The organism is Streptomyces sp. NPDC001219 (assembly GCF_053597915.1).
Genome location: NZ_JBSFJF010000035.1, coordinates 35,875 through 53,011 on the forward strand (window position 1 = coordinate 35,875; position 17,137 = coordinate 53,011).

Here is a 17,137-nt window from a genome sequence, read left to right on the forward strand (position 1 = left end):
GGTCTCTTCGACAGGAACCCCATGAGCGACACTTCCTCCCCCTTCGGCTTCGAGCTCGTGCGGCGTGGGTACGACCGCGGTCAGGTGGACGACCGCATTACGAAGCTTGTCGCCGACCGCGACAGCGCGCTGGCCCGCATCACGTCGCTGGAAAAGCGGATCGAGGAGCTGCACCTCGAAACGCAGAACGCCCAGGCGCAGGTCAATGACGCCGAACCGTCCTACGCGGGCCTCGGTGCGCGTGTGGAGAAGATCCTCCGTCTCGCCGAGGAGGAGGCGAAGGATCTGCGCGAGGAGGCCCGGCGGGCCGCCGAGCAGCACCGTGAGCTGGCCGAGTCGTCCGCCCAGCAGGTTCGTAACGACGCCGAGTCGTTCGCCGCCGAGCGCAAGGCGAAGGCCGAGGACGAGGGCGCCCGGATCGTCGAGAAGGCCAAGGGCGAGGCCGCGTCGCTGCGCGCCGAGGCACAGAAGGACGCGCAGTCGAAGCGCGAGGAGGCGGACTCCCTCTTCGAGGAGACCCGGGCCAAGGCCGCGCAGGCCGCCGCGGACTTCGAGACCAACCTCGCCAAGCGCCGTGAGCAGTCCGAGCGTGATCTGGCCTCGCGTCAGGCCAAGGCCGAGAAGCGGCTCGCGGAGATCGAGCACCGCGCCGAGCAGCTCCGCCTGGAGGCCGAGAAGCTGCGTACGGACGCGGAGCGCCGGGCCCGCCAGACGGTGGAGACCGCGCAGCGTCAGGCCGAGGACATCGTGGCGGACGCCAACGCCAAGGCGGACCGTATCCGCAGCGAGTCCGAGCGCGAGCTGGCGGCGCTGACCAACCGCCGCGACTCGATCAACGCGCAGCTGACCAACGTCCGCGAGATGCTCGCGACGCTGACCGGTGCGGCGGTGGCCGCGGCCGGTGCCCCCGGCGAGGAGGAGACCGTCTCCCGCGGTGTCCCCGCCCAGCAGAGCCGCTGATCTCCCCCAGCCATCGCTGGGAGGTACCCCCACCCCAGCTGTCGCTGGGAGGTACCCCAGGCAGGTTCGCCTCCGTCCGGCTGTCGCGCGCCCCCGTACCGCCTCCGTGGTGGTGCGGGGGCGCGGTGCGTACCTGGGGTAGCTGGGGTGGGGGTACCTCCCAGCGTGGGCTGGGGTGGGGGCACCTCCCAGCGTTAGCTGGGGGAGGTCCACCGGGCGGCCCCGCCCCGGTGGCAGGGGCCCTGGGGCCCGCCTAGCGTGCTCAGCATGATCGAGCTCGAGGGGCTGACGAAGCATTACGGCGACAAGGTCGCCGTGGACCACCTCACGTTCACGGTGCGGCCCGGGATCATCACCGGCTTCCTCGGACCGAACGGCGCGGGCAAGTCGACCACCATGCGGATGATGCTCGACCTGGACAACCCCACGTCGGGGTCGGTCCGGATCGACGGCAAGCACTACCGGCAGCTGCAGGACCCGCTCACCTACATCGGGGCGCTGCTGGAGGCGAAGGCGGTGCACGGCGGCCGGAGCGCCGCCAACCATCTGCTGTGTCTGGCACAGAGCAACGGCATCCCCCGCAGCCGGGTCGCCGAGGTGCTGGACACCGTCGGGCTGAGCTCGGTCGCCAAGAAGCGCGCGAAGGGCTTCTCGCTCGGTATGGGCCAGCGGCTCGGTATCGCCGCTGCGCTGCTCGGCGACCCGCAGGTGATGCTCTTCGACGAGCCGGTCAACGGGCTCGACCCCGAAGGCATCCACTGGATTCGCAACCTGATGAAGAACCTCGCCGCCCAGGGCCGTACGGTTTTCGTCTCCTCGCATCTGATGAGCGAGATGGCGCTGACCGCGGACCATCTGATCGTGATCGGGCAGGGCCGGCTGATGGCCGACACCTCGATGAAGGACTTCATCCACCAGAACTCCCGGTCGTACGTCCGGATGCGCTCCCCGCAGCAGGAGAAGCTGCTGGATCTGCTGCACGACGAGGGCATGGACGCGGTGGCCGTCGCCAACGGGTCACTGGAGATCGACGGGGTGTCCGCCGACCGGCTGGGCGAGCTGGCGGCCCGGCACCAGCTGGTGCTGCACGAGCTGAGCCCCCAGCAGGCCTCCCTGGAGGAGGCGTTCATGCAGCTGACGGCCGAGTCGGTGGAGTACCACGCGCACGACGGCGAGCCGTCGCCGGACCGGCCCGGAGCCCGGCCCGCGGGAGAACCGCAGCCGGCCGGGGCACGGCCGGACACGCCGCAGCCGACCGGCTGGGGCGCGGACTGGCAGAAGAAGAGGAGCTGACGGATGGCGGCGCTCGGGCAGGTCATTCGGTCGGAGTGGACCAAGATCAGGTCGGTGCGGTCCACGGTGTGGACGCTGGGCATCGCCGTGGTCGTCACCATCGGGCTGGGCGTGCTGATCTGCACCCTGGCCAACAGCGACTTCAGCTCGATGCCGGCCCGCGACCGGCTGGCCTTCGACGCCACCAACATCAGCTTCGCCGGGATGGGTCTCGGCCAGCTGGCGATGATCGTCTTCGGGGTGCTGGTGGTCTCGAACGAGTACAGCACCGGCATGATCCGCGCCTCGCTGGCCGCCGTACCCCAGCGCGGCACCTTTCTGTTCTGCAAGCTGCTGGTGGCCACCGCGCTGGTCTTCGTCGTCGGACTCGCCACCAGCTTCGTGACGTTCTTCGCGGGGCAGTCGGTGCTCGGTGACCTCCGGGCGCACCTCGGCGACCCGGGCGTGCTGCGCGCGGTGATCGGCGGCGGGCTCTACATGACGCTGATCGCGCTGTTCTCGATGGCGGTGGCCACGATGCTGCGCAGCCCGATGCTCTCGCTGGGCATCCTGATGCCGTTCTTCTTCCTGATCTCGAACATCCTCGGCAACGTCGAGGCGACCCGGAAGGTCGGCCGCTATCTGCCGGACCAGGCGGGCTCGAAGATCATGCAGGTGATCCCACGGGCCAACGACGAGGTGCCGTACGGACCGTGGGGCGGCCTCGGCATCATGATCGCCTGGACGGTGGTGGCGCTGGTGTGCGGGTTCGTGTTGCTGAAGAAGCGCGACGCGTAGCGCTGCGCTCTGCCTTCGGCGTAGGTGGTTCGGTGCGGCGCCGTTGCGCCTGCGGCGGGCCGGGGTCCGCTGCGCGGGGCTTTGAGGCCCGTCACCTCCCGTGGGTGGGAAAGTTGAGGTGGTTGGGGTGGTTGGGGTGGCTGTCGTCCGGGGCGATTGACGGGAACCGTCAATATGCGGATAGCCTCCTAACTCTCACGGGGGTACGAGGGCGCCTCTGCCCCGACCATCTTGCGAGGGGCGGAGAATGATCGAGGCAGTCGGCCTGACGAAGCGCTACGGCGCCAAGACGGCCGTGTACAACCTGTCGTTCCAGGTGCGGCCGGGTACGGTGACCGGCTTCCTGGGGCCGAACGGCTCCGGTAAGTCCACGACGATGCGCATGATCCTGGGTCTGGACGCACCGACCTCGGGGCACGCCACCATCGCCGGCCGCCCGTTCCGCAGCCTCCCCAACGCACCCCGCCAGGTCGGCGCGCTGCTCGATGCCAAGGCCGTGCACGGCGGGCGCAGCGCGCGCCAGCATCTGCTGTCGCTCGCCCAGGTGTCCGGCATCCCGGCCCGCCGGGTCGACGAGGTGCTCGGCGTGGTCGGTCTGCAGGAGGTCGCGGGGCGGCGCAGCAACGGCTTCTCGCTCGGTATGGGCCAGCGGCTCGGAATCGCCGCGGCGCTGCTCGGCGACCCGCAGGTGCTGCTCTTCGACGAGCCGGTCAACGGACTCGACCCCGAAGGCATCCTGTGGGTGCGCAACCTGATGAAACAGCTGGCGAGCGAGGGCCGTACGGTCTTCGTCTCCTCGCATCTGATGAGCGAGATGGCGCTGACCGCCGAGCACTTGATCGTGATCGGCCGCGGACAGCTGCTGGCGGACATGTCCGTGAAGGACTTCATCTCGGCCAACTCCGCCGATTTCGCCCGGGTCCGCACCCCGGACACCGAGCCGGAGCAGCGCGAGAAGCTGACCGCGGCGCTCGGTGAGGCGGGCGGGCAGACCGTGCCCGAGCCGGACGGCGCGCTGCGGGTGACCGGGCTGCCGCTCCCCCGCATCAGTGAGCTCGCGCACCAGGCCGACGTCCGGCTGTGGGAGCTGTCGCCGCACCAGGCGTCCCTGGAAGAGGCGTATATGCAGCTGACGCAGGGCGCCGTGGACTACCGCTCGACGGCGGACGCGCGGGCCGGTCTCCAGGAGGCCGCCACCGGGTACGCACCGCAGGGCGGCGCACCGCAGGGCTTCGCGGGCGGCCCGGGGTACCCGGGCGGTCAGCCGGGTGTTCCCGGTCAGGTGCCGGCCGGGGTTCCCGGTCAGGGGCAGCCGAATCCGTACGCCCAGCAGGCACCGGGCTACCCGCCGCCCGCGCAAGGCCACCCGTACGGGGGACCCGAGCCGTACGGTGCGCCTCACCCGTACGGGCAACAGCCCGCCGCGCCGATGCCGCCCACGGCTCCCGCCGCCCCCGCCGCCCAGCCCACGCCGCACCACGAGGACGCCCGATGACCAGCCCTCAGCAGCCGCAGCCCCAGCCGCAGCCTGAGCCCGGCCCCCACGACACCGGCGCGCAGGAGCAGGCGGCGCCGGCCGCGCCGCCGATGCCGCCCGCCGCGCCGCAGGGGGCACCGCAGCAGCCGCAGGGCACGCCGCCGCAGACGCCGCCCGCCCAGCAGCAGCCCGTCCAGCCGGCACCGGAGCAGCCCGCGCCCGCCAAGGAGGCCGGCACGATGATGCTCCAGGCGCAGACCGCGCCCGGGCAGCCGGCGCCCGGCCAGGAAGCCGGCACGATGATGCTTCAGGCCCAGGGTTCGGGCCCGGCGCCCGGCCAGGGCCAGGCCCCGCAGGGCCAGCCGGCCCAGCCCCCGGTCCAGGGTCAGGCCCCCGCGCGGCCCGCCCCGGCCAGGGAGGCCGGGACGATGATGCTCCAGGCCCAGCAGTACCCCGAGCCGCAGCCGCTCGCGGCGCACGGCCCCGGCAGGGAAGCGGGCACGATGATGCTCCAGGCCCAGGCTCCGGCCCAGGCCCAGGCTCCGGCACCGGCACCGGCACCGGCACCGGCCCAGCAGCACCAGCCGCACCATCAGCCCCAGCAGCCCCCGGCCCAGCCGCACCCCCAGCAGGGCTTCGCCGGGGCGGGCGGCTATGTCTCGGCGATCCCGGTGCGCCGCACCCACCTCGGCCACGCACTCCTCTCCGAGTGGACGAAGATCCGCTCGCTGCGCTCCACGATCTGGACGCTGGGCGTGATGCTGCTGCTGATCGTCGGCATCGGCCTGCTGGCCGCCCTCGCGGCGGGATCGGAGCGCGAGCTGGACCCGGTGCTCGGCCTCGGCTTCGTCGGCGTCCTGCTCGGCAGCCTGTGCGTGATCACCCTGGGTGTGCTGTCGATCTCGTCCGAGTACGGCACCGGCATGGTCCGTACGACGCTGACCGCCTGCCCCAGCCGGGTGCGGATGCTGACCGCCAAGGCGATCGTCTTCTTCACCCTCGCCCTGGTGATCACCACGGTCGCGACCACCGTGGTCGCCCTGCTCAACAGCGCGATGCTCAACGGCCCCGCGCCGACCGGTGACCAGTGGGTGCGCGCCACCCTCGGCGCCGGTCTGTACGTCGCGCTGCTCGGTCTGCTGGCGCTGTCCGTCGGCACGCTGCTGCGGCACTCGGCGGGCGCCATCAGCACGATGATGGGCGTGGTGCTGCTGCCGATGCTGCTGGCGCTGTTCCTGCAGGGCGAGAGCCTCAAGGACGTCCAGCAGGCGCTGATCGAGTACTCGGTGCCCAGCGCGCTCGCGACGCTGTACGACATCCCGTTCCTGAGCACCGGCCCGACCGGCTGGACCCCCGTGTGGATTCTCGCCGGGGTGACCGCGGTGACGCTGGGCGGCGCCTACGCCGCCCTCATGCAGCGCGACGTCTGACGCCGCGCCCGCCCTCAGTAGCGGGGAGCATTCCGGGACCGCTGGAGCCGCGCGCTCCGGCGGTCCCGTGCGTTCCAGCAGGCCTTGTGCCAGTGCCGGCGGTCGTCGACGTCGCCGTGCTGCGGCCAGGCGACGACATGCGGCACCCCGGGCGGGATCTCCTGGTCGCAGCCGGGGCAGCGGTAGTGCTTGGCCGCGCCGCCGCCCCCGACCAGCCGGACGACCCACTCCTCGCCGCGCCACTCCTCGGTACGTTCCAGGCCGTAGCGGTCACCGCCCATGCGGTCGACGGGCTTCGCGCCGCCGTACTGGCGGTTTCGACGCGGGGACACAGTGCACCTCGGAGAGTGACGGGATCACGGGCTGTCACCAGCGTACGCGGCGCGGTCACGGGCGAACGCCCCTCGGCAGGATTCTGCGATCATCGGGAAATTTGTCGTCAGGCCGTGCCCTTGGCACGTGTCACACGTTGTTGCCTGTAAGGGGGAGTCGCGTCGGCTGCGAGGAGGCAGAGAGCGATGCGCGTTGGGGCTTTCATCCTGGCCGCTCAATTCCCCGGTCAGGGACAGGGGGAAGCACTGCACCGCGCGGTGCGCTCCGCGGAGGTCGCGGAGGAGGCCGGACTCGACGATGTCTGGCTCGCGGAACACCACTTCGTACCGTACGGCGTCTGCCCGAACGCGGTGACGCTGGCCGCGCTGCTGCTGGGGCGGACCCGCCGGATCGGCGTCGGGACGGCGGTGAGCGTGCTGCCGACCCAGCATCCGGTGGCGCTGGGTGAGCAGGCGGCGCTGCTGCACCTCACCTCCGACGGCCGGTTCACCCTCGGTGTCGGCCGGGGCGGGCCCTGGGTCGATCTGGAGGTCTTCGGCGCCGGGCTCGCCGCGTTCGACCACGGTTTCCCGGAGTCACTCGATCTGCTGATGCGCTGGCTGCGGGAGCCCCGGGTCGGCGCGCAGGGCGAGCGCTACGCGTTCCGGGAGGTGGCGGTGGTGCCCCGGCCTGCCGAGGCACTGACCGATCCGGACGCGTCCGGCCCTCCGGGCCCGCCGGTGGTGGTGGCCTGCACCTCCCCCGCGTCGGTGCGGACGGCCGCGGAGCGCGGGCTTCCGATGCTGCTGGGCATGCACTGCGGCGACGAGGAGAAGGCGGAGATGGTCGCGCTGTGGCGGTCGGCCGCCCTGGAGGCCGGCCGGGACGGCGACGAGGTGGCCGCTGCCGGCCATGTCTCGGCGGGCGTGGCGCAGATCGCCGACGTCCACGAGGCCGCGACGGAGACCCTCACGAAGGCGATGCCCGGCTGGCTGCGGCAGGGGCTGGGCGCGCATGTGACGGTCGACGGCCGCTATCGCGCGATGCGTGATCCGCTGGCCTATACGGAGCTGTTGTGCGGACTGCATCCCGTCGGCACGCCCCAGCTGTGCGCCGACCGGCTGGCGGCGACCTCGGAGCGTACGGGCATCACACGCTTCGCGCTGCTCGTCGAGGGCTCCGGCGATGTCGCGGCGACGGAGGAGAACGTACGCCGCCTGGGCACGGAGGTCCTGCCCCAGCTGGGGTGACGGGTACGGCGGACGGCGGTGCGGCGGCGGCCGGGTGCGGACGGCCGTGCCGGTCGTGTGGTGGCGCCGTACGGGGAAGGAACCGGGGGACGGTGAGTGGTGCTGCCGCTGGCGCACCGGCACGGTGCGTCTGACCACCTTTGCGCAGCGGCAGCAACGCCGTTCAGCAGTCGCGGAGTTCGGGCGACTGGTTCAGCAGCTGGCCCCGGATCGAGGTGAATTTGGCCAGGCGGTCGTCCACCGCCGGGTCGAGCGGGAAGACCGCGACCCGGTGGCAGTTCTGGAAAGCGAGCCGCACACCGAAGTGGCGCTCCAGGGAACCACGGATGGCGTCACTCGCCAGCGCGCGCAGCAGCTGGCCGCGCGCCTGCTCGTCCGGCGGAGGCGTCTGATTGTCGGCGAACTGTCCGCCGTCCACCTTCAGCTGTGCCACCAGAGAGCTGATCATCTCCCATGCGAAGGGCAGGGAGTTCCGGACGCAGTCGACAAATGCGGCTTCGTCGACCTCGCCTCGCTCGGCCTGTTCGAGGAGGGCCGGTGAGACGTCGAGCGACATGAGGTTCTCCTCTCGCGGCCCCGCCGGGACGGACGGGGCCTAGGGACGGGACAAGGGGCTTTGCGACGGAGCGTGTTCGCCTCACAACCCCCCGCTTCAACGGTATGCCGCGCAAGAGGCCCGCACCAGGAGATTGCACATACAACCGGCCATTGGCGTGCGCCGGGGGTGCGGGGGTTTCCCCCGTAAAGGCACCGTGATCCGGGGCGAATCGCGCAGCGGGCCCCTGGTCGAGTAGCGTGACGCCCCATGCGTCTCGTCATCGCCCGCTGCTCCGTGGACTACGCGGGCCGGCTCACCGCCCACCTTCCCTCCGCCCCTCGCCTCATCCTGGTGAAGGCGGACGGCTCCGTCTCCATTCACGCGGACGACCGGGCCTACAAACCCCTCAACTGGATGTCGCCGCCCTGCACTCTCAAGGAGGGCGACGGTGCGGTGTGGACGGTGGAGAACAAGGGCGGCGAGAAGCTCATCATCACCCTCGAGGAGGTCATGCACGACTCCTCGCACGAGCTGGGTGTCGACCCGGGCCTCATCAAGGACGGTGTGGAGGCCCACCTCCAGGAGCTGCTCGCGGACCGGATCGAAACCCTTGGCGAGGGATACTCCCTGATTCGGCGTGAATACCCCACTGCCATTGGCCCGGTGGATATCTTGTGCCGGGACGCGGATAACCAGACCGTCGCCGTGGAGATCAAGCGGCGTGGCGAGATCGACGGGGTCGAGCAGCTCACCCGCTATCTCGAACTCCTCAACCGCGACCCGCACTTGGCCCCGGTGAAGGGCATCTTCGCGGCTCAGGAGATCAAGCCGCAGGCGCGGGTACTGGCCACCGACCGCGGCATCGGCTGCGTCGTGCTGGACTACGACGCCCTGCGCGGCATCGAGGACGACAAGCTCCGCCTCTTCTGACCCCGCCCGCCCTCCAGGGGCGGCACACAGCGCAACGGCCCGGTCGATCGCCGGGCCGTTGCGCTGTTCTGTGCCGGGTGCGTCCCGCGGGCCGTCAGGAGGCCGGCGCGCTCTGCGTACCGGAGGAGGTGGCCGTCCCGTCCGACGGGGTGCCGCCGGAGGGGGTGGTCCCGGACGTGCCGCTCCCGGAGGTGCCGCTCGCCGAGGGGCCGGAGGCGGACTGCGAGGGGCTCTCGGTGGACGGCTTGCCCGTCGGCTCGGTGGATGTCGAACCACTCGGCGAGGGGCCGGTCGGCTCCTCCGACGGCGTCCCGGTCGGCTCGTCCGTAGGCGGCTGCGTGGGCCGGGTCGGGCGGCCGGTGGGGGTGGTGGGCCGCTCGGTCGGCTCCGTCGGGCGGGCCGTCGGGTCCGTCGGCCCGGTGGCGGGGTCGCTGGGCGAGCCGCTGGCGGTGGGTTCGCTCGCCGAGGGCGACGGGCGGTCCGGCCGGCCGGCGGTGCCGGGGCGGGACGTGTCGGAGCCGGTGGGCGGCAGGCCGGTGTCCGTGGCGGGCTGTTCGGCCGGCAGGTCGGTGCTGTCGCTGTCGTCCGTGGTCTGTTCCGTACTGACCTTGTCGTCGGGCTGGTGGCTGCCCCCCGTCGCCCCGATGGTGACGAGGGTGCCGAGGACGGCCGCCAGCAGGGCACCGGCGCCCGCGGCCACGGCGTTGCGCCGTGCTCCGCCGAACCCGCGCCGGCTGCCCTTGCCCGCCTCGGAACCGCCGGCCACCGCCGGGGTGACCGTGGTGGTGGCCGCCGCGGCCGTACGGACGGCCGGCGTCGCCGCGGTCCGCTCGGCACCCGGCTTCTGCAGCTTCGCGGCCAGGCTGTCGAACGGCGTGGCCGCGGTGGCCTTGGCGGCGCCCTGGCGCGGTGTGGCGGTCGGCAGGGCGGTGGTGGGCGCCGCCGCTGAGTCGGCCCGTGTGCGGTCGGTGACGAGCGCCAGGGCGCGCCGGCCGGCCACCGCACCGTTGCGGTCGGAGAGCGCCCCGCGCAGCCCGATGGACGCCTCCAGTTCGGCGCGCGCCCGGTCGAGGCTGCCGGTGCACAGGGCCAGCACGCCCAGCTCGTGGTGGAAGTACGCCTCCTCGGCGACCTCACCGGCGCGCCGGGCGGCCTCCTGGCCGTGCCGCAGGGTGCGCTCCCAGGCGCTCCAGTGCAGGGCCGCGGCGAAGGCCGGGGCGGCCGTACGGGCGAGCAGCACGGCCGCGCTGGCGTGCCCGCTCTCCCTGCTGCCGGTCAGGGCGCCCATCGCGGCCAGCGCCACATCGGCCTCGGCGGCGGCCCGCTCGGGGGTCACCGAGGGGTGCCCGGCCCACCAGGCGTAGTGCTGGGCGGCGGTGTGCGCACGGGCGGCGGCGCCGTCCGCGTAGCCGGCCGCCGTCAGCTGGTCCTGGACCGTGGCGGCGAGCCGGTAGTGGCCGCCGGCCGGGGTGATCAGACCGCAGGCCAGCAGCTCGCCGAGGGCGGCGTCGGCGTGGGTGTCCTGGGTGAGGGCCGGCAGATGCGCCTGGTGCGGCAGCTCGCCGCCGAGCGCGACCGCGAAGCGCAGGGTCTCCCGGGCGGCCTCGGTCAGCCGTGAGGCGAGCAGCGGGGCGGGCGCGGCGGCCTCACCGAGGGACGGCAGCGGCACGTCCGCGGGCTCGGCCAGCCCGTCGGACTCGGCGGCCGGGGCGGCGGGCTCCGTCCCGTCCTCGGGGAAGAGGCCGTAGCCGTCGTCGAGGGCGCCCGGTCCGGCCCGCAGCCGGTCGTACTGCCGCAGCAGGGCGGCGGCCTGGACGAACCGCAGCGGCAGGCCCTCGGACTCGAACCAGAGGTCGGCGGCCCAGGCCTCCTCGTCGTCGGTGAGCGGTCGGTCCACGGCGCGCTCCAGCAGCCGGCCGCAGGCTCCGCGGCCGATACCGCCGAGGAAGACCTCTTCGAGGTGCGAGGCGGCGCTGGGGGCGGCGACGTCGGGGGTCGCGGCGATCAGGAAGGCGCATTCGGGGGTGGCGTCGAGCAGCTCGTCGAGCGCGGCGCCGCCGAACTCCAGGTCGTCCAGGACGACGATCGCGCCGATCTCGGCGATCATGCGCAGCATGTCGGGCCGGTCGGGGCGGTGCTGCGGGGCCCGGTAGACGCTGTCGAACAGCGCGTACAGCAGGTCGGTGGAGGTGCGGTGGTAGCCGGAGAGCCGGACCACGCCGTCGGGGGCGAGGTCGGCGCAGGCGGTGGCGACGGCGTCCAGCAGCCGGGTGCGGCCGGAGCCGGAGGGGCCGGTGACGCGGACGGAACGGCCCCGGGAGAGCAGCCGGACCAGGCGTTCGGTGTCCTCGGTGCGCTCTTCGAGTACGGTCTCGTGCCCGTCGAATCCGGGCGGTCCCGGCGGCAGCGGGGGTGCCGCGGCGCGGTCGACGGCGGCACGGTCGGCCGCGGCGCGTCGGCCGGGCGCCGCGGGGCGCTCACCGGGCGGGCAGGGCTCTATCTCGCTGCCGTCGACGGGGTTGACGGTGACGAGGTAGCGGCCCGAGACGAGCCGGACGACACGGGCGAGCCGCTGGGAGCCGCTCTGCGTGCCGCCGAACGCGGGGGCCGGCGATGCGGCGGGGCCGCCCTGCTCGCCGTACTCCTCGGGCCCCGGGTGAGTGGTCGGGTCCATGCTGCAAGCTCCCAGATACTTTCGTTCCGCTTCGCCCCCGCCCGGCGTCCTCGGCCCAGGAGGCAGCGCGGCGTGCCGGCTGCGCTTCCGGCCGTCCGCACTCCCCCGGCTCCGGCAGGTCACCCTCAGCCGTCGCGTCCGGTCCGGTTCCCGCCGCGGATGATGGCATACGGGCGGGAACCGAACCTTAGACCTGGACTGCGGGCCGATGCACCGCCGGGGGCGGGTCCTGACCGGAACTTCCGGGATTGCGCGATATCGCGCGGTTTACGACATTTCCGTGGTCCGGCTCTGCCTTCTTCGGCACGCTTTGCCTGCGAGCCGGATCGCTCCCCGGGCGTCCGCGAGAGCACCGGGCGGCGCACCGCCCGTGTCTCACACCCGGGGAACCGATTCCGCTTCGATGCCGCCCTCGATCGCGAGGATGCGGTGCAGGCGCGTGGCGACCAGCAGGCGCTGCATCTGGGGCGGCACTCCGCGCAGCACCAGCCTGCGGTTGACGCGGCCGGCGCGGCGGTGCGCGCCCATGATCACGCCGAGGCCGGTGGCGTCCCAGGAGTCCAGTTCGCTCAGGTCGAGCACGAGATCGCCCCGGCCGGAGTCGACGGCGGTGTGCAGGGCCGTCCGGGCGTCCGCCGCGCTGCGGACGTCAAGGCGGCCCCCGACGACCAGCTCGGCGTGGTCGCCCCTGATGTGCATATGCGCTCCCCGGTGTCATGGGTGGTGATGCCTGGACGTCTACAGATCTGACTGCCTCTCGCGCGGCGAAGTTGCCGCCTGTAAGCGAACCGATACCGAATTCACCCCATGGGGTGAGGCCATCAGGCCAATGGGCCTGACGCGGCATCAGTGCTCGTAGAAGCCCTGCCCACTCTTGCGTCCGATATCGCCCGCATCGACCATCCGACGCATGATCTCCGGCGGCGCGAACTTCTCGTCCTGGGACTCGGTGTAGATGTTGTCGGTGGCGTGCATCAGGATGTCGATGCCCGTCAGGTCGGCGGTGGCCAGCGGTCCCATCGCGTGGCCGAAGCCCAACTTGCAGGCGGTGTCGATGTCCTCGGCGCTGGCCACGCCCGATTCGTAGAGCTTGGCGGCCTCGACGACCAGCGCCGAGATCAGGCGGGTGGTGACGAAGCCGGCCACGTCGCGGTTGACGACGACGCAGGTCTTGCCGACCGACTCCGCGAACTGCCGGGCGGTGGCGAGGGTTTCGTCGCTGGTCTTGTAACCGCGGACCAGCTCGCAGAGCTGCATCATCGGCACCGGCGAGAAGAAGTGCGTACCGACGACCCGCTCGGGGCGGGAGGTGGCCGCGGCGATCTTGGTGATCGGGATGGCGGAGGTGTTGGAGGCCAGCACCGCCTCGTCCTTGACCAGCTTGTCCAGCGTCTGGAAGATCTCCCGCTTGACGTCGATCCGCTCGAAGACGGCCTCGACGACGATGTCGGCGTCGGCGGCGGCCTCCAGGTCGGTCGAGGTGGTGATGCGGGCCAGCGCCTGCTCGGCGTCGGACGCCGCCAGCTTGCCCTTGGCGACGAACTTCTCGTACGAGGCCTCGATGCCGCCCTTCCCACGGGCCAGCGCCTCGTCCGTCACATCGCGGAGGACCACGTCCCAGCCCGCCTGGGCCGAGACCTGCGCGATGCCGGACCCCATGAGTCCGGCGCCGATGACGGCGAGCTTCTTTGCCACTGCTGTCCCCTCACACCCTGTGCATTTGACGGTCTTGGGTGACGTTAGCGGTCGTGAGCGATCCTTTGGAGGGTTAGAGATGCGCGTCACGCCCGCCCGTCATCCCGCCAACGCCCCGCAACGAGGCCCTTCGCGCCCCGGGCGCCTTCAGCCCATGACGGACATCACACCAACGGGGCACGCCCGCGGGGAACGAACCGGACAGTCCGCCGTCAGCCGGCCGCCCGCACGGCGTAGTTGAGGACCTTCTCGCCCAGCAGCTCTTCCATCTCGTCGAGCAGGACCAGAGCCTCCCGGGAGACCTCGACGGGCTTGCGGCCCTCGATCATCTCGTGCGCGATCCAGCCCATCAGACTCTGGTGCACCCAGCCGATCTGGCCCGCCATCAGGCCGGGCAGCGGGTCGCCGGCCGCGGCCCCGGTCTCCTCCCGGAGGGTTTCCTCCAGGTTGGCGTGGGTCTCCTGCTGCATGTACCAGAGGCGCGCCTTGAGGGCCGACGCCCCGTGCACCACCCGCATGAACCGGTCGTACCCCTCGATGAGCCCGACCCGCGGCGAGACCGCCTCGGCCTCGTCGCGCAGTTCCCGCAGGACGGCGGCGGCCGCGGACTCCCCCACCGCCCGGCCCCGCACGAAGCGGGCGAGGCGGTCCACGATGCCCTTGCTCCGGTCGAAGAAGAGGTCCTCCTTGGCCGGGAAGTAGTTGTAGACGGTGTTGACGGAGACCTCGGCCGCCTCGGCGATCTCCGCGACGGTCACCGCGTCGAAGCCGCGCGCCAGGAAGAGGCCGGTGGCCACGTCCGAGATGTGCTGGCGGGTCTGCCGCTTCTTCCGCTCCCTGAGCCCCTCTGCCATGCCCTCACCCTACCCCTCGATGGGCACGGTGCAATTTTGGGGACGTTGCAATTTTTCAGTCCCTCTGTTTTTCTGTGGCCATGCCAGTCCTCAGCGCGTCCGGACTCGCCCGGACCTTCACCACCAAGCGCGGCGCCGTCGAGGCGGTCCGCGGTATCGATCTCGTCGCCGAGCGCGGTGAGATCCTCGGCTTCCTCGGCCCCAACGGCGCCGGGAAGACCACCACCCTGCGGATGCTCACGACCCTGCTGGCGCCCACCGGCGGCACCGCGACCGTGGCCGGCTGCGACCTCGTCCGCGACCCGGTGGGCGTACGCCGCGCCACCGGCTACGTCGCCCAGTCCGGCGGCGTCGACCCGCATGTCTCGGTACGGGAGGAGCTGGTCACCCAGGCCCGCCTCTACCGCCTCGGCAAGGCCGAAGCCCACGCCCGTACCGAGGAGTTGGCCGCCGGCCTGGGTCTGGAGGAGCTGCTCGACCGCCGGACCGCCACGCTCTCCGGCGGCCAGCGGCGGCGGCTGGACCTCGCGATGGGGCTGACCCACCGCCCTCAGGTGCTGTTCCTCGACGAGCCCACCACCGGGCTCGACCCGGGCAGCCGCGCCGACCTGTGGGAGCTGGTGCGCCGCATCCGCGCGGAGCAGGGCACCACCGTCTTCCTGACCACCCACTACCTCGACGAGGCCGATGCGCTGGCCGACCGGCTGGTGATCGTCGACAAGGGCGTGGTCGTCGCGGAGGGCACCCCTGAGGCGCTCAAGCGCGCCCACGCCGGGTCCCCCGACGCCTCCCTCCAGGACACCTTCCTCGCCATCACCGGCACCGGCCCCATATCCCGGGACCAGGCCCCCGTCGCCCTCTAGGAGCTCTCCTTGTCCGCGCTGCTCTCCGACACCGCGCTGGTCTTCGGGCGGTACGCCCGCCAGACGCTGCGCTCCCGGCTCCAGATGCTCTTCGGCGTGCTGATGCCGCTGCTCTACCTGCTCTTCTTCGGTCCGCTGCTGACCGATCTGCCGCTGTCCTCGTCCGGCAGCTCCTGGCAGGTGCTGGTGCCCGGCCTGCTGCTCCAACTCGCGCTGTTCGGCGCCTCGTTCTGCGGCTTCGGCATCATCGTCGAGAAGCAGTACGGGGTCGTGGAACGGATGCGGGTGACCCCGGTGAGCCGGCTGGCGCTGCTGCTGGGGCGGGTGCTGCGGGACGCCGCGCTGTTCGTCTTCCAGGCGGTGCTGCTGGTGCTGGCCGCGCTGGTGATGGGGCTGCGCGCGCCCCTGCCCGGCGTGCTCATCGGCTTCGCGTTCACCGCCGTGCTGACCGTGTCACTGGCCTCGCTGTCGTACGCCCTCGCGCTGAAGGTCCGCACCCCGCAGGAGTTCGGGCCGGTGATCAACTCCGTCACCCTGCCCTCGATGCTGCTGTCCGGGCTGATGCTGCCGATGGCGCTGGGGCCCAAGTGGCTCGACGTGCTCTCGCACTTCATGCCGTTCCGCTATCTCGTGGACGCGGTGCGGGCGGGCTTCGTCGGCGCCTACGCGTCCTCGGCCATGCTCTACGGCGTGCTGGTGGCGGTCGCCTTCGCCGCGCTCTCCGTGACCTTCGGCACCCGGGCCTTCCGCAGGTCGGCGGCGTAGGCTCGCCCGTATGGTGAATCTGACGCGCATCTACACCCGTACCGGCGACAAGGGCACCACCGCCCTCGGCGACATGAGCCGCACCGCCAAGACCGATTCGCGGATCGCGGCGTACGCGGACGCCAATGAGGCCAATGCCGCGATCGGCGTGGCCCTGGCGCTCGGCTCCCTGCCCGAGGACGTCGCCGCGGTGCTGCTGCGGGTGCAGAACGACCTGTTCGACGTCGGCGCCGACCTGTCGACACCGGTGGTGGAGAACCCGGAGTTCCCGCCGCTGCGCGTCGAGCAGGGCTATGTCGACAAGCTGGAGGCGGACTGCGACCGCTTCCTGGCGGAGCTGGAGAAGCTGCGCAGCTTCATCCTGCCCGGCGGCACGGCCGGCGCCGCGCTGCTGCACCAGGCGTGCACCGTCGTCCGCCGCGCCGAGCGCGCCACCTGGGCGGCCTTCGAGGAGCACGGCGAGACCATGAACCCGCTCACCGCCACCTACCTCAACCGCCTCTCCGACCTCCTGTTCATCCTCGCCCGTACGGCCAACAAGGAAGTCGGGGACGTGCTGTGGGTACCGGGCGGGGAGCGCTGACCGGGGGCCGGGCCGGCGCTAGCCGAGGGTCTTCTCCGTCGGCCGGGCCGCCTCCCCGTTGACGGCGGTCCGGCCCGGGGCCTCCTTGTCCTTCTTCTGCCAGACGAGATAGCTCAGCGCGATCAGTCCGTGGAGGCCGACGATCCGCAGGGCGGTCAGCTGCCACTCGTACAGCGACCGGGTGTCGCCACCGTCACCGACGTACCAGACCGCGAGTTGCAGCAGTCCCGCGGCGACCGCGGCCATCACCACCGTGCGCACCCACAGCTTCCCCTCGTGCCGGGCGCGGGCGAGCCCCTGGCGCGGCGGCTTGACCGGCGGCGGCCCGCCCCCGAGGCGGTGCGCGGCATGCCCGTCGACCCACCGGATCGTGTAGTGGCCGTAGCCGACCGTGAAGCCGATGTAGACGGCGGCCAGGCCGTGTTTCCCGTCCGCCGGCGCCCCGTTCTTCAGGTCGACCGCCGTGACGATCAGCAGGATCAGTTCCAGCAGCGGCTCCATCAGCAGCACCGCCGCTCCGGCGCGCGGCATCCGCGCCAGGTAACGCAGCGACAGACCGACCGCCAGCAGTACCCAGAAGCCGACTTCGCAGGCGACGATCAACGCGACGAGCACGGCTCTCCCCCTTTCAGACACCCTCGAACCGACCACTCCAGCCTTCCAGCGGCCCCCGGCCGGTACCTCGTCACCCGTGACGATCCGGGACTGCATCTTTCGATGTAGCGCGCGCTGTACG

The 17,137-nt window shown here is 72.2% G+C and carries 17 protein-coding genes; 10 read left to right on the plus strand and 7 right to left on the minus strand.

Features of this window, described 5'->3' with window-relative positions:
- Positions 1–21: 21 nt before the first annotated feature.
- The 5 genes from ACWC9R_RS22180 to ACWC9R_RS22200 all read left to right on the plus strand — a co-directional run bounded on the left by ACWC9R_RS22180 (position 22) and on the right by ACWC9R_RS22200 (position 5,937).
- The gene (locus tag ACWC9R_RS22180; RefSeq protein ID WP_450733891.1) at positions 22–960 is read left to right on the plus strand and encodes a cellulose-binding protein; all 939 of its coding nucleotides are present in this window, start codon (positions 22–24) and stop codon (positions 958–960) included.
- Between the two features lie 267 nt (positions 961–1,227).
- The gene (locus ACWC9R_RS22185) at positions 1,228–2,253 is read left to right on the plus strand and encodes an ABC transporter ATP-binding protein (protein WP_450733892.1); all 1,026 of its coding nucleotides are present in this window, start codon (positions 1,228–1,230) and stop codon (positions 2,251–2,253) included.
- 3 nt (positions 2,254–2,256) lie between these two features.
- Complete coding sequence (locus ACWC9R_RS22190; RefSeq protein ID WP_450733894.1) at positions 2,257–3,030, plus strand: ABC transporter permease subunit; 774 nt, start codon at positions 2,257–2,259, stop codon at positions 3,028–3,030.
- A gap of 247 nt (positions 3,031–3,277) precedes the next feature.
- Positions 3,278–4,525, plus strand: a complete 1,248-nt coding sequence (locus ACWC9R_RS22195) for an ABC transporter ATP-binding protein (RefSeq protein ID WP_450733896.1) — start codon at positions 3,278–3,280, stop codon at positions 4,523–4,525.
- Positions 4,526–5,013: 488 nt separating this feature from the next.
- Complete coding sequence (locus ACWC9R_RS22200) at positions 5,014–5,937, plus strand: ABC transporter permease (protein ID WP_450733939.1); 924 nt, start codon at positions 5,014–5,016, stop codon at positions 5,935–5,937.
- 14 nt (positions 5,938–5,951) lie between these two features.
- Here ACWC9R_RS22200 and ACWC9R_RS22205 read toward each other — a convergent pair whose 3' ends face one another.
- On the minus strand, positions 5,952–6,269 hold the full coding sequence (locus ACWC9R_RS22205; protein WP_362611593.1) for an ATP/GTP-binding protein: 318 nt from the start codon (positions 6,267–6,269) through the stop codon (positions 5,952–5,954).
- A gap of 186 nt (positions 6,270–6,455) precedes the next feature.
- On the opposite strand from ACWC9R_RS22205, the gene ACWC9R_RS22210 reads away from it, so the two are divergent.
- Positions 6,456–7,499, plus strand: coding sequence for an LLM class flavin-dependent oxidoreductase (locus ACWC9R_RS22210; protein WP_450733898.1), 1,044 nt, complete (start codon positions 6,456–6,458; stop codon positions 7,497–7,499).
- Between the two features lie 163 nt (positions 7,500–7,662).
- Here the strand turns inward: ACWC9R_RS22210 and ACWC9R_RS22215 are convergent, their stop codons facing one another.
- Complete coding sequence (locus tag ACWC9R_RS22215) at positions 7,663–8,055, minus strand: SCO5389 family protein (protein WP_030065560.1); 393 nt, start codon at positions 8,053–8,055, stop codon at positions 7,663–7,665.
- A 249-nt stretch (positions 8,056–8,304) separates the two neighbouring features.
- On the opposite strand from ACWC9R_RS22215, the gene nucS reads away from it, so the two are divergent.
- A complete protein-coding gene (gene nucS, locus ACWC9R_RS22220; protein WP_362611589.1) occupies positions 8,305–8,967 on the plus strand; it encodes an endonuclease NucS in 663 nt (220 codons plus the stop codon).
- A 94-nt stretch (positions 8,968–9,061) separates the two neighbouring features.
- On the opposite strand, the gene ACWC9R_RS22225 is transcribed toward nucS, so the two are convergent.
- The 4 genes from ACWC9R_RS22225 to ACWC9R_RS22240 form a co-directional block, all read right to left on the minus strand.
- The gene (locus ACWC9R_RS22225) at positions 9,062–11,641 is read right to left on the minus strand and encodes an ATP-binding protein (RefSeq protein ID WP_450733900.1); all 2,580 of its coding nucleotides are present in this window, start codon (positions 11,639–11,641) and stop codon (positions 9,062–9,064) included.
- Positions 11,642–12,016: 375 nt separating this feature from the next.
- Complete coding sequence (locus ACWC9R_RS22230) at positions 12,017–12,340, minus strand: STAS domain-containing protein (protein WP_362611584.1); 324 nt, start codon at positions 12,338–12,340, stop codon at positions 12,017–12,019.
- A 147-nt stretch (positions 12,341–12,487) separates the two neighbouring features.
- Complete coding sequence (locus ACWC9R_RS22235) at positions 12,488–13,336, minus strand: 3-hydroxyacyl-CoA dehydrogenase family protein (RefSeq protein WP_450733901.1); 849 nt, start codon at positions 13,334–13,336, stop codon at positions 12,488–12,490.
- A gap of 212 nt (positions 13,337–13,548) precedes the next feature.
- Entirely contained in the window at positions 13,549–14,190 is a 642-nt protein-coding gene (locus ACWC9R_RS22240) for a TetR/AcrR family transcriptional regulator (protein WP_450733902.1), read from the minus strand.
- An 80-nt stretch (positions 14,191–14,270) separates the two neighbouring features.
- On the opposite strand from ACWC9R_RS22240, the gene ACWC9R_RS22245 reads away from it, so the two are divergent.
- Genes ACWC9R_RS22245 through ACWC9R_RS22255 form a run of 3 tightly spaced genes read left to right on the plus strand, consistent with a single transcriptional unit; the run spans position 14,271 to position 16,401 of the window.
- Entirely contained in the window at positions 14,271–15,053 is a 783-nt protein-coding gene (locus ACWC9R_RS22245; RefSeq protein WP_450733904.1) for an ABC transporter ATP-binding protein, read from the plus strand.
- Between the two features lie 9 nt (positions 15,054–15,062).
- Positions 15,063–15,818 carry an ABC transporter permease gene (locus ACWC9R_RS22250; RefSeq protein WP_450733906.1) on the plus strand — a complete coding sequence of 252 codons (756 nt, stop codon included), beginning with the start codon at positions 15,063–15,065 and terminating at the stop codon, positions 15,816–15,818.
- A gap of 10 nt (positions 15,819–15,828) precedes the next feature.
- Positions 15,829–16,401 carry a cob(I)yrinic acid a,c-diamide adenosyltransferase gene (locus ACWC9R_RS22255; protein ID WP_450733908.1) on the plus strand — a complete coding sequence of 191 codons (573 nt, stop codon included), beginning with the start codon at positions 15,829–15,831 and terminating at the stop codon, positions 16,399–16,401.
- Positions 16,402–16,419: 18 nt separating this feature from the next.
- On the opposite strand, the gene ACWC9R_RS22260 is transcribed toward ACWC9R_RS22255, so the two are convergent.
- Entirely contained in the window at positions 16,420–17,016 is a 597-nt protein-coding gene (locus ACWC9R_RS22260) for a hypothetical protein (protein ID WP_450733910.1), read from the minus strand.
- Positions 17,017–17,137: the final 121 nt, after the last annotated feature.

What these genes read in the sequence shown, in the direction of transcription:
- ACWC9R_RS22180 (WP_450733891.1), top strand. Translation starts at nt 22, where the DNA reads ATGAGCGACACTTCCTCCCCCTTCGGCTTCGAGCTCGTGCGGCGTGGG.
- ACWC9R_RS22185 (WP_450733892.1), top strand. Translation starts at nt 1,228, where the DNA reads ATGATCGAGCTCGAGGGGCTGACGAAGCATTACGGCGACAAGGTCGCC.
- ACWC9R_RS22190 (WP_450733894.1), top strand. Translation starts at nt 2,257, where the DNA reads ATGGCGGCGCTCGGGCAGGTCATTCGGTCGGAGTGGACCAAGATCAGG.
- ACWC9R_RS22195 (WP_450733896.1), top strand. Translation starts at nt 3,278, where the DNA reads ATGATCGAGGCAGTCGGCCTGACGAAGCGCTACGGCGCCAAGACGGCC.
- ACWC9R_RS22200 (WP_450733939.1), top strand. Translation starts at nt 5,014, where the DNA reads ATGCTCCAGGCCCAGGCTCCGGCCCAGGCCCAGGCTCCGGCACCGGCA.
- ACWC9R_RS22210 (WP_450733898.1), top strand. Translation starts at nt 6,456, where the DNA reads ATGCGCGTTGGGGCTTTCATCCTGGCCGCTCAATTCCCCGGTCAGGGA.
- ACWC9R_RS22215 (WP_030065560.1), bottom strand. Translation starts at nt 8,055, where the DNA reads ATGTCGCTCGACGTCTCACCGGCCCTCCTCGAACAGGCCGAGCGAGGC.
- nucS (WP_362611589.1), top strand. Translation starts at nt 8,305, where the DNA reads ATGCGTCTCGTCATCGCCCGCTGCTCCGTGGACTACGCGGGCCGGCTC.
- ACWC9R_RS22225 (WP_450733900.1), bottom strand. Translation starts at nt 11,641, where the DNA reads ATGGACCCGACCACTCACCCGGGGCCCGAGGAGTACGGCGAGCAGGGC.
- ACWC9R_RS22230 (WP_362611584.1), bottom strand. Translation starts at nt 12,340, where the DNA reads ATGCACATCAGGGGCGACCACGCCGAGCTGGTCGTCGGGGGCCGCCTT.
- ACWC9R_RS22240 (WP_450733902.1), bottom strand. Translation starts at nt 14,190, where the DNA reads ATGGCAGAGGGGCTCAGGGAGCGGAAGAAGCGGCAGACCCGCCAGCAC.
- ACWC9R_RS22245 (WP_450733904.1), top strand. Translation starts at nt 14,271, where the DNA reads ATGCCAGTCCTCAGCGCGTCCGGACTCGCCCGGACCTTCACCACCAAG.
- ACWC9R_RS22255 (WP_450733908.1), top strand. Translation starts at nt 15,829, where the DNA reads ATGGTGAATCTGACGCGCATCTACACCCGTACCGGCGACAAGGGCACC.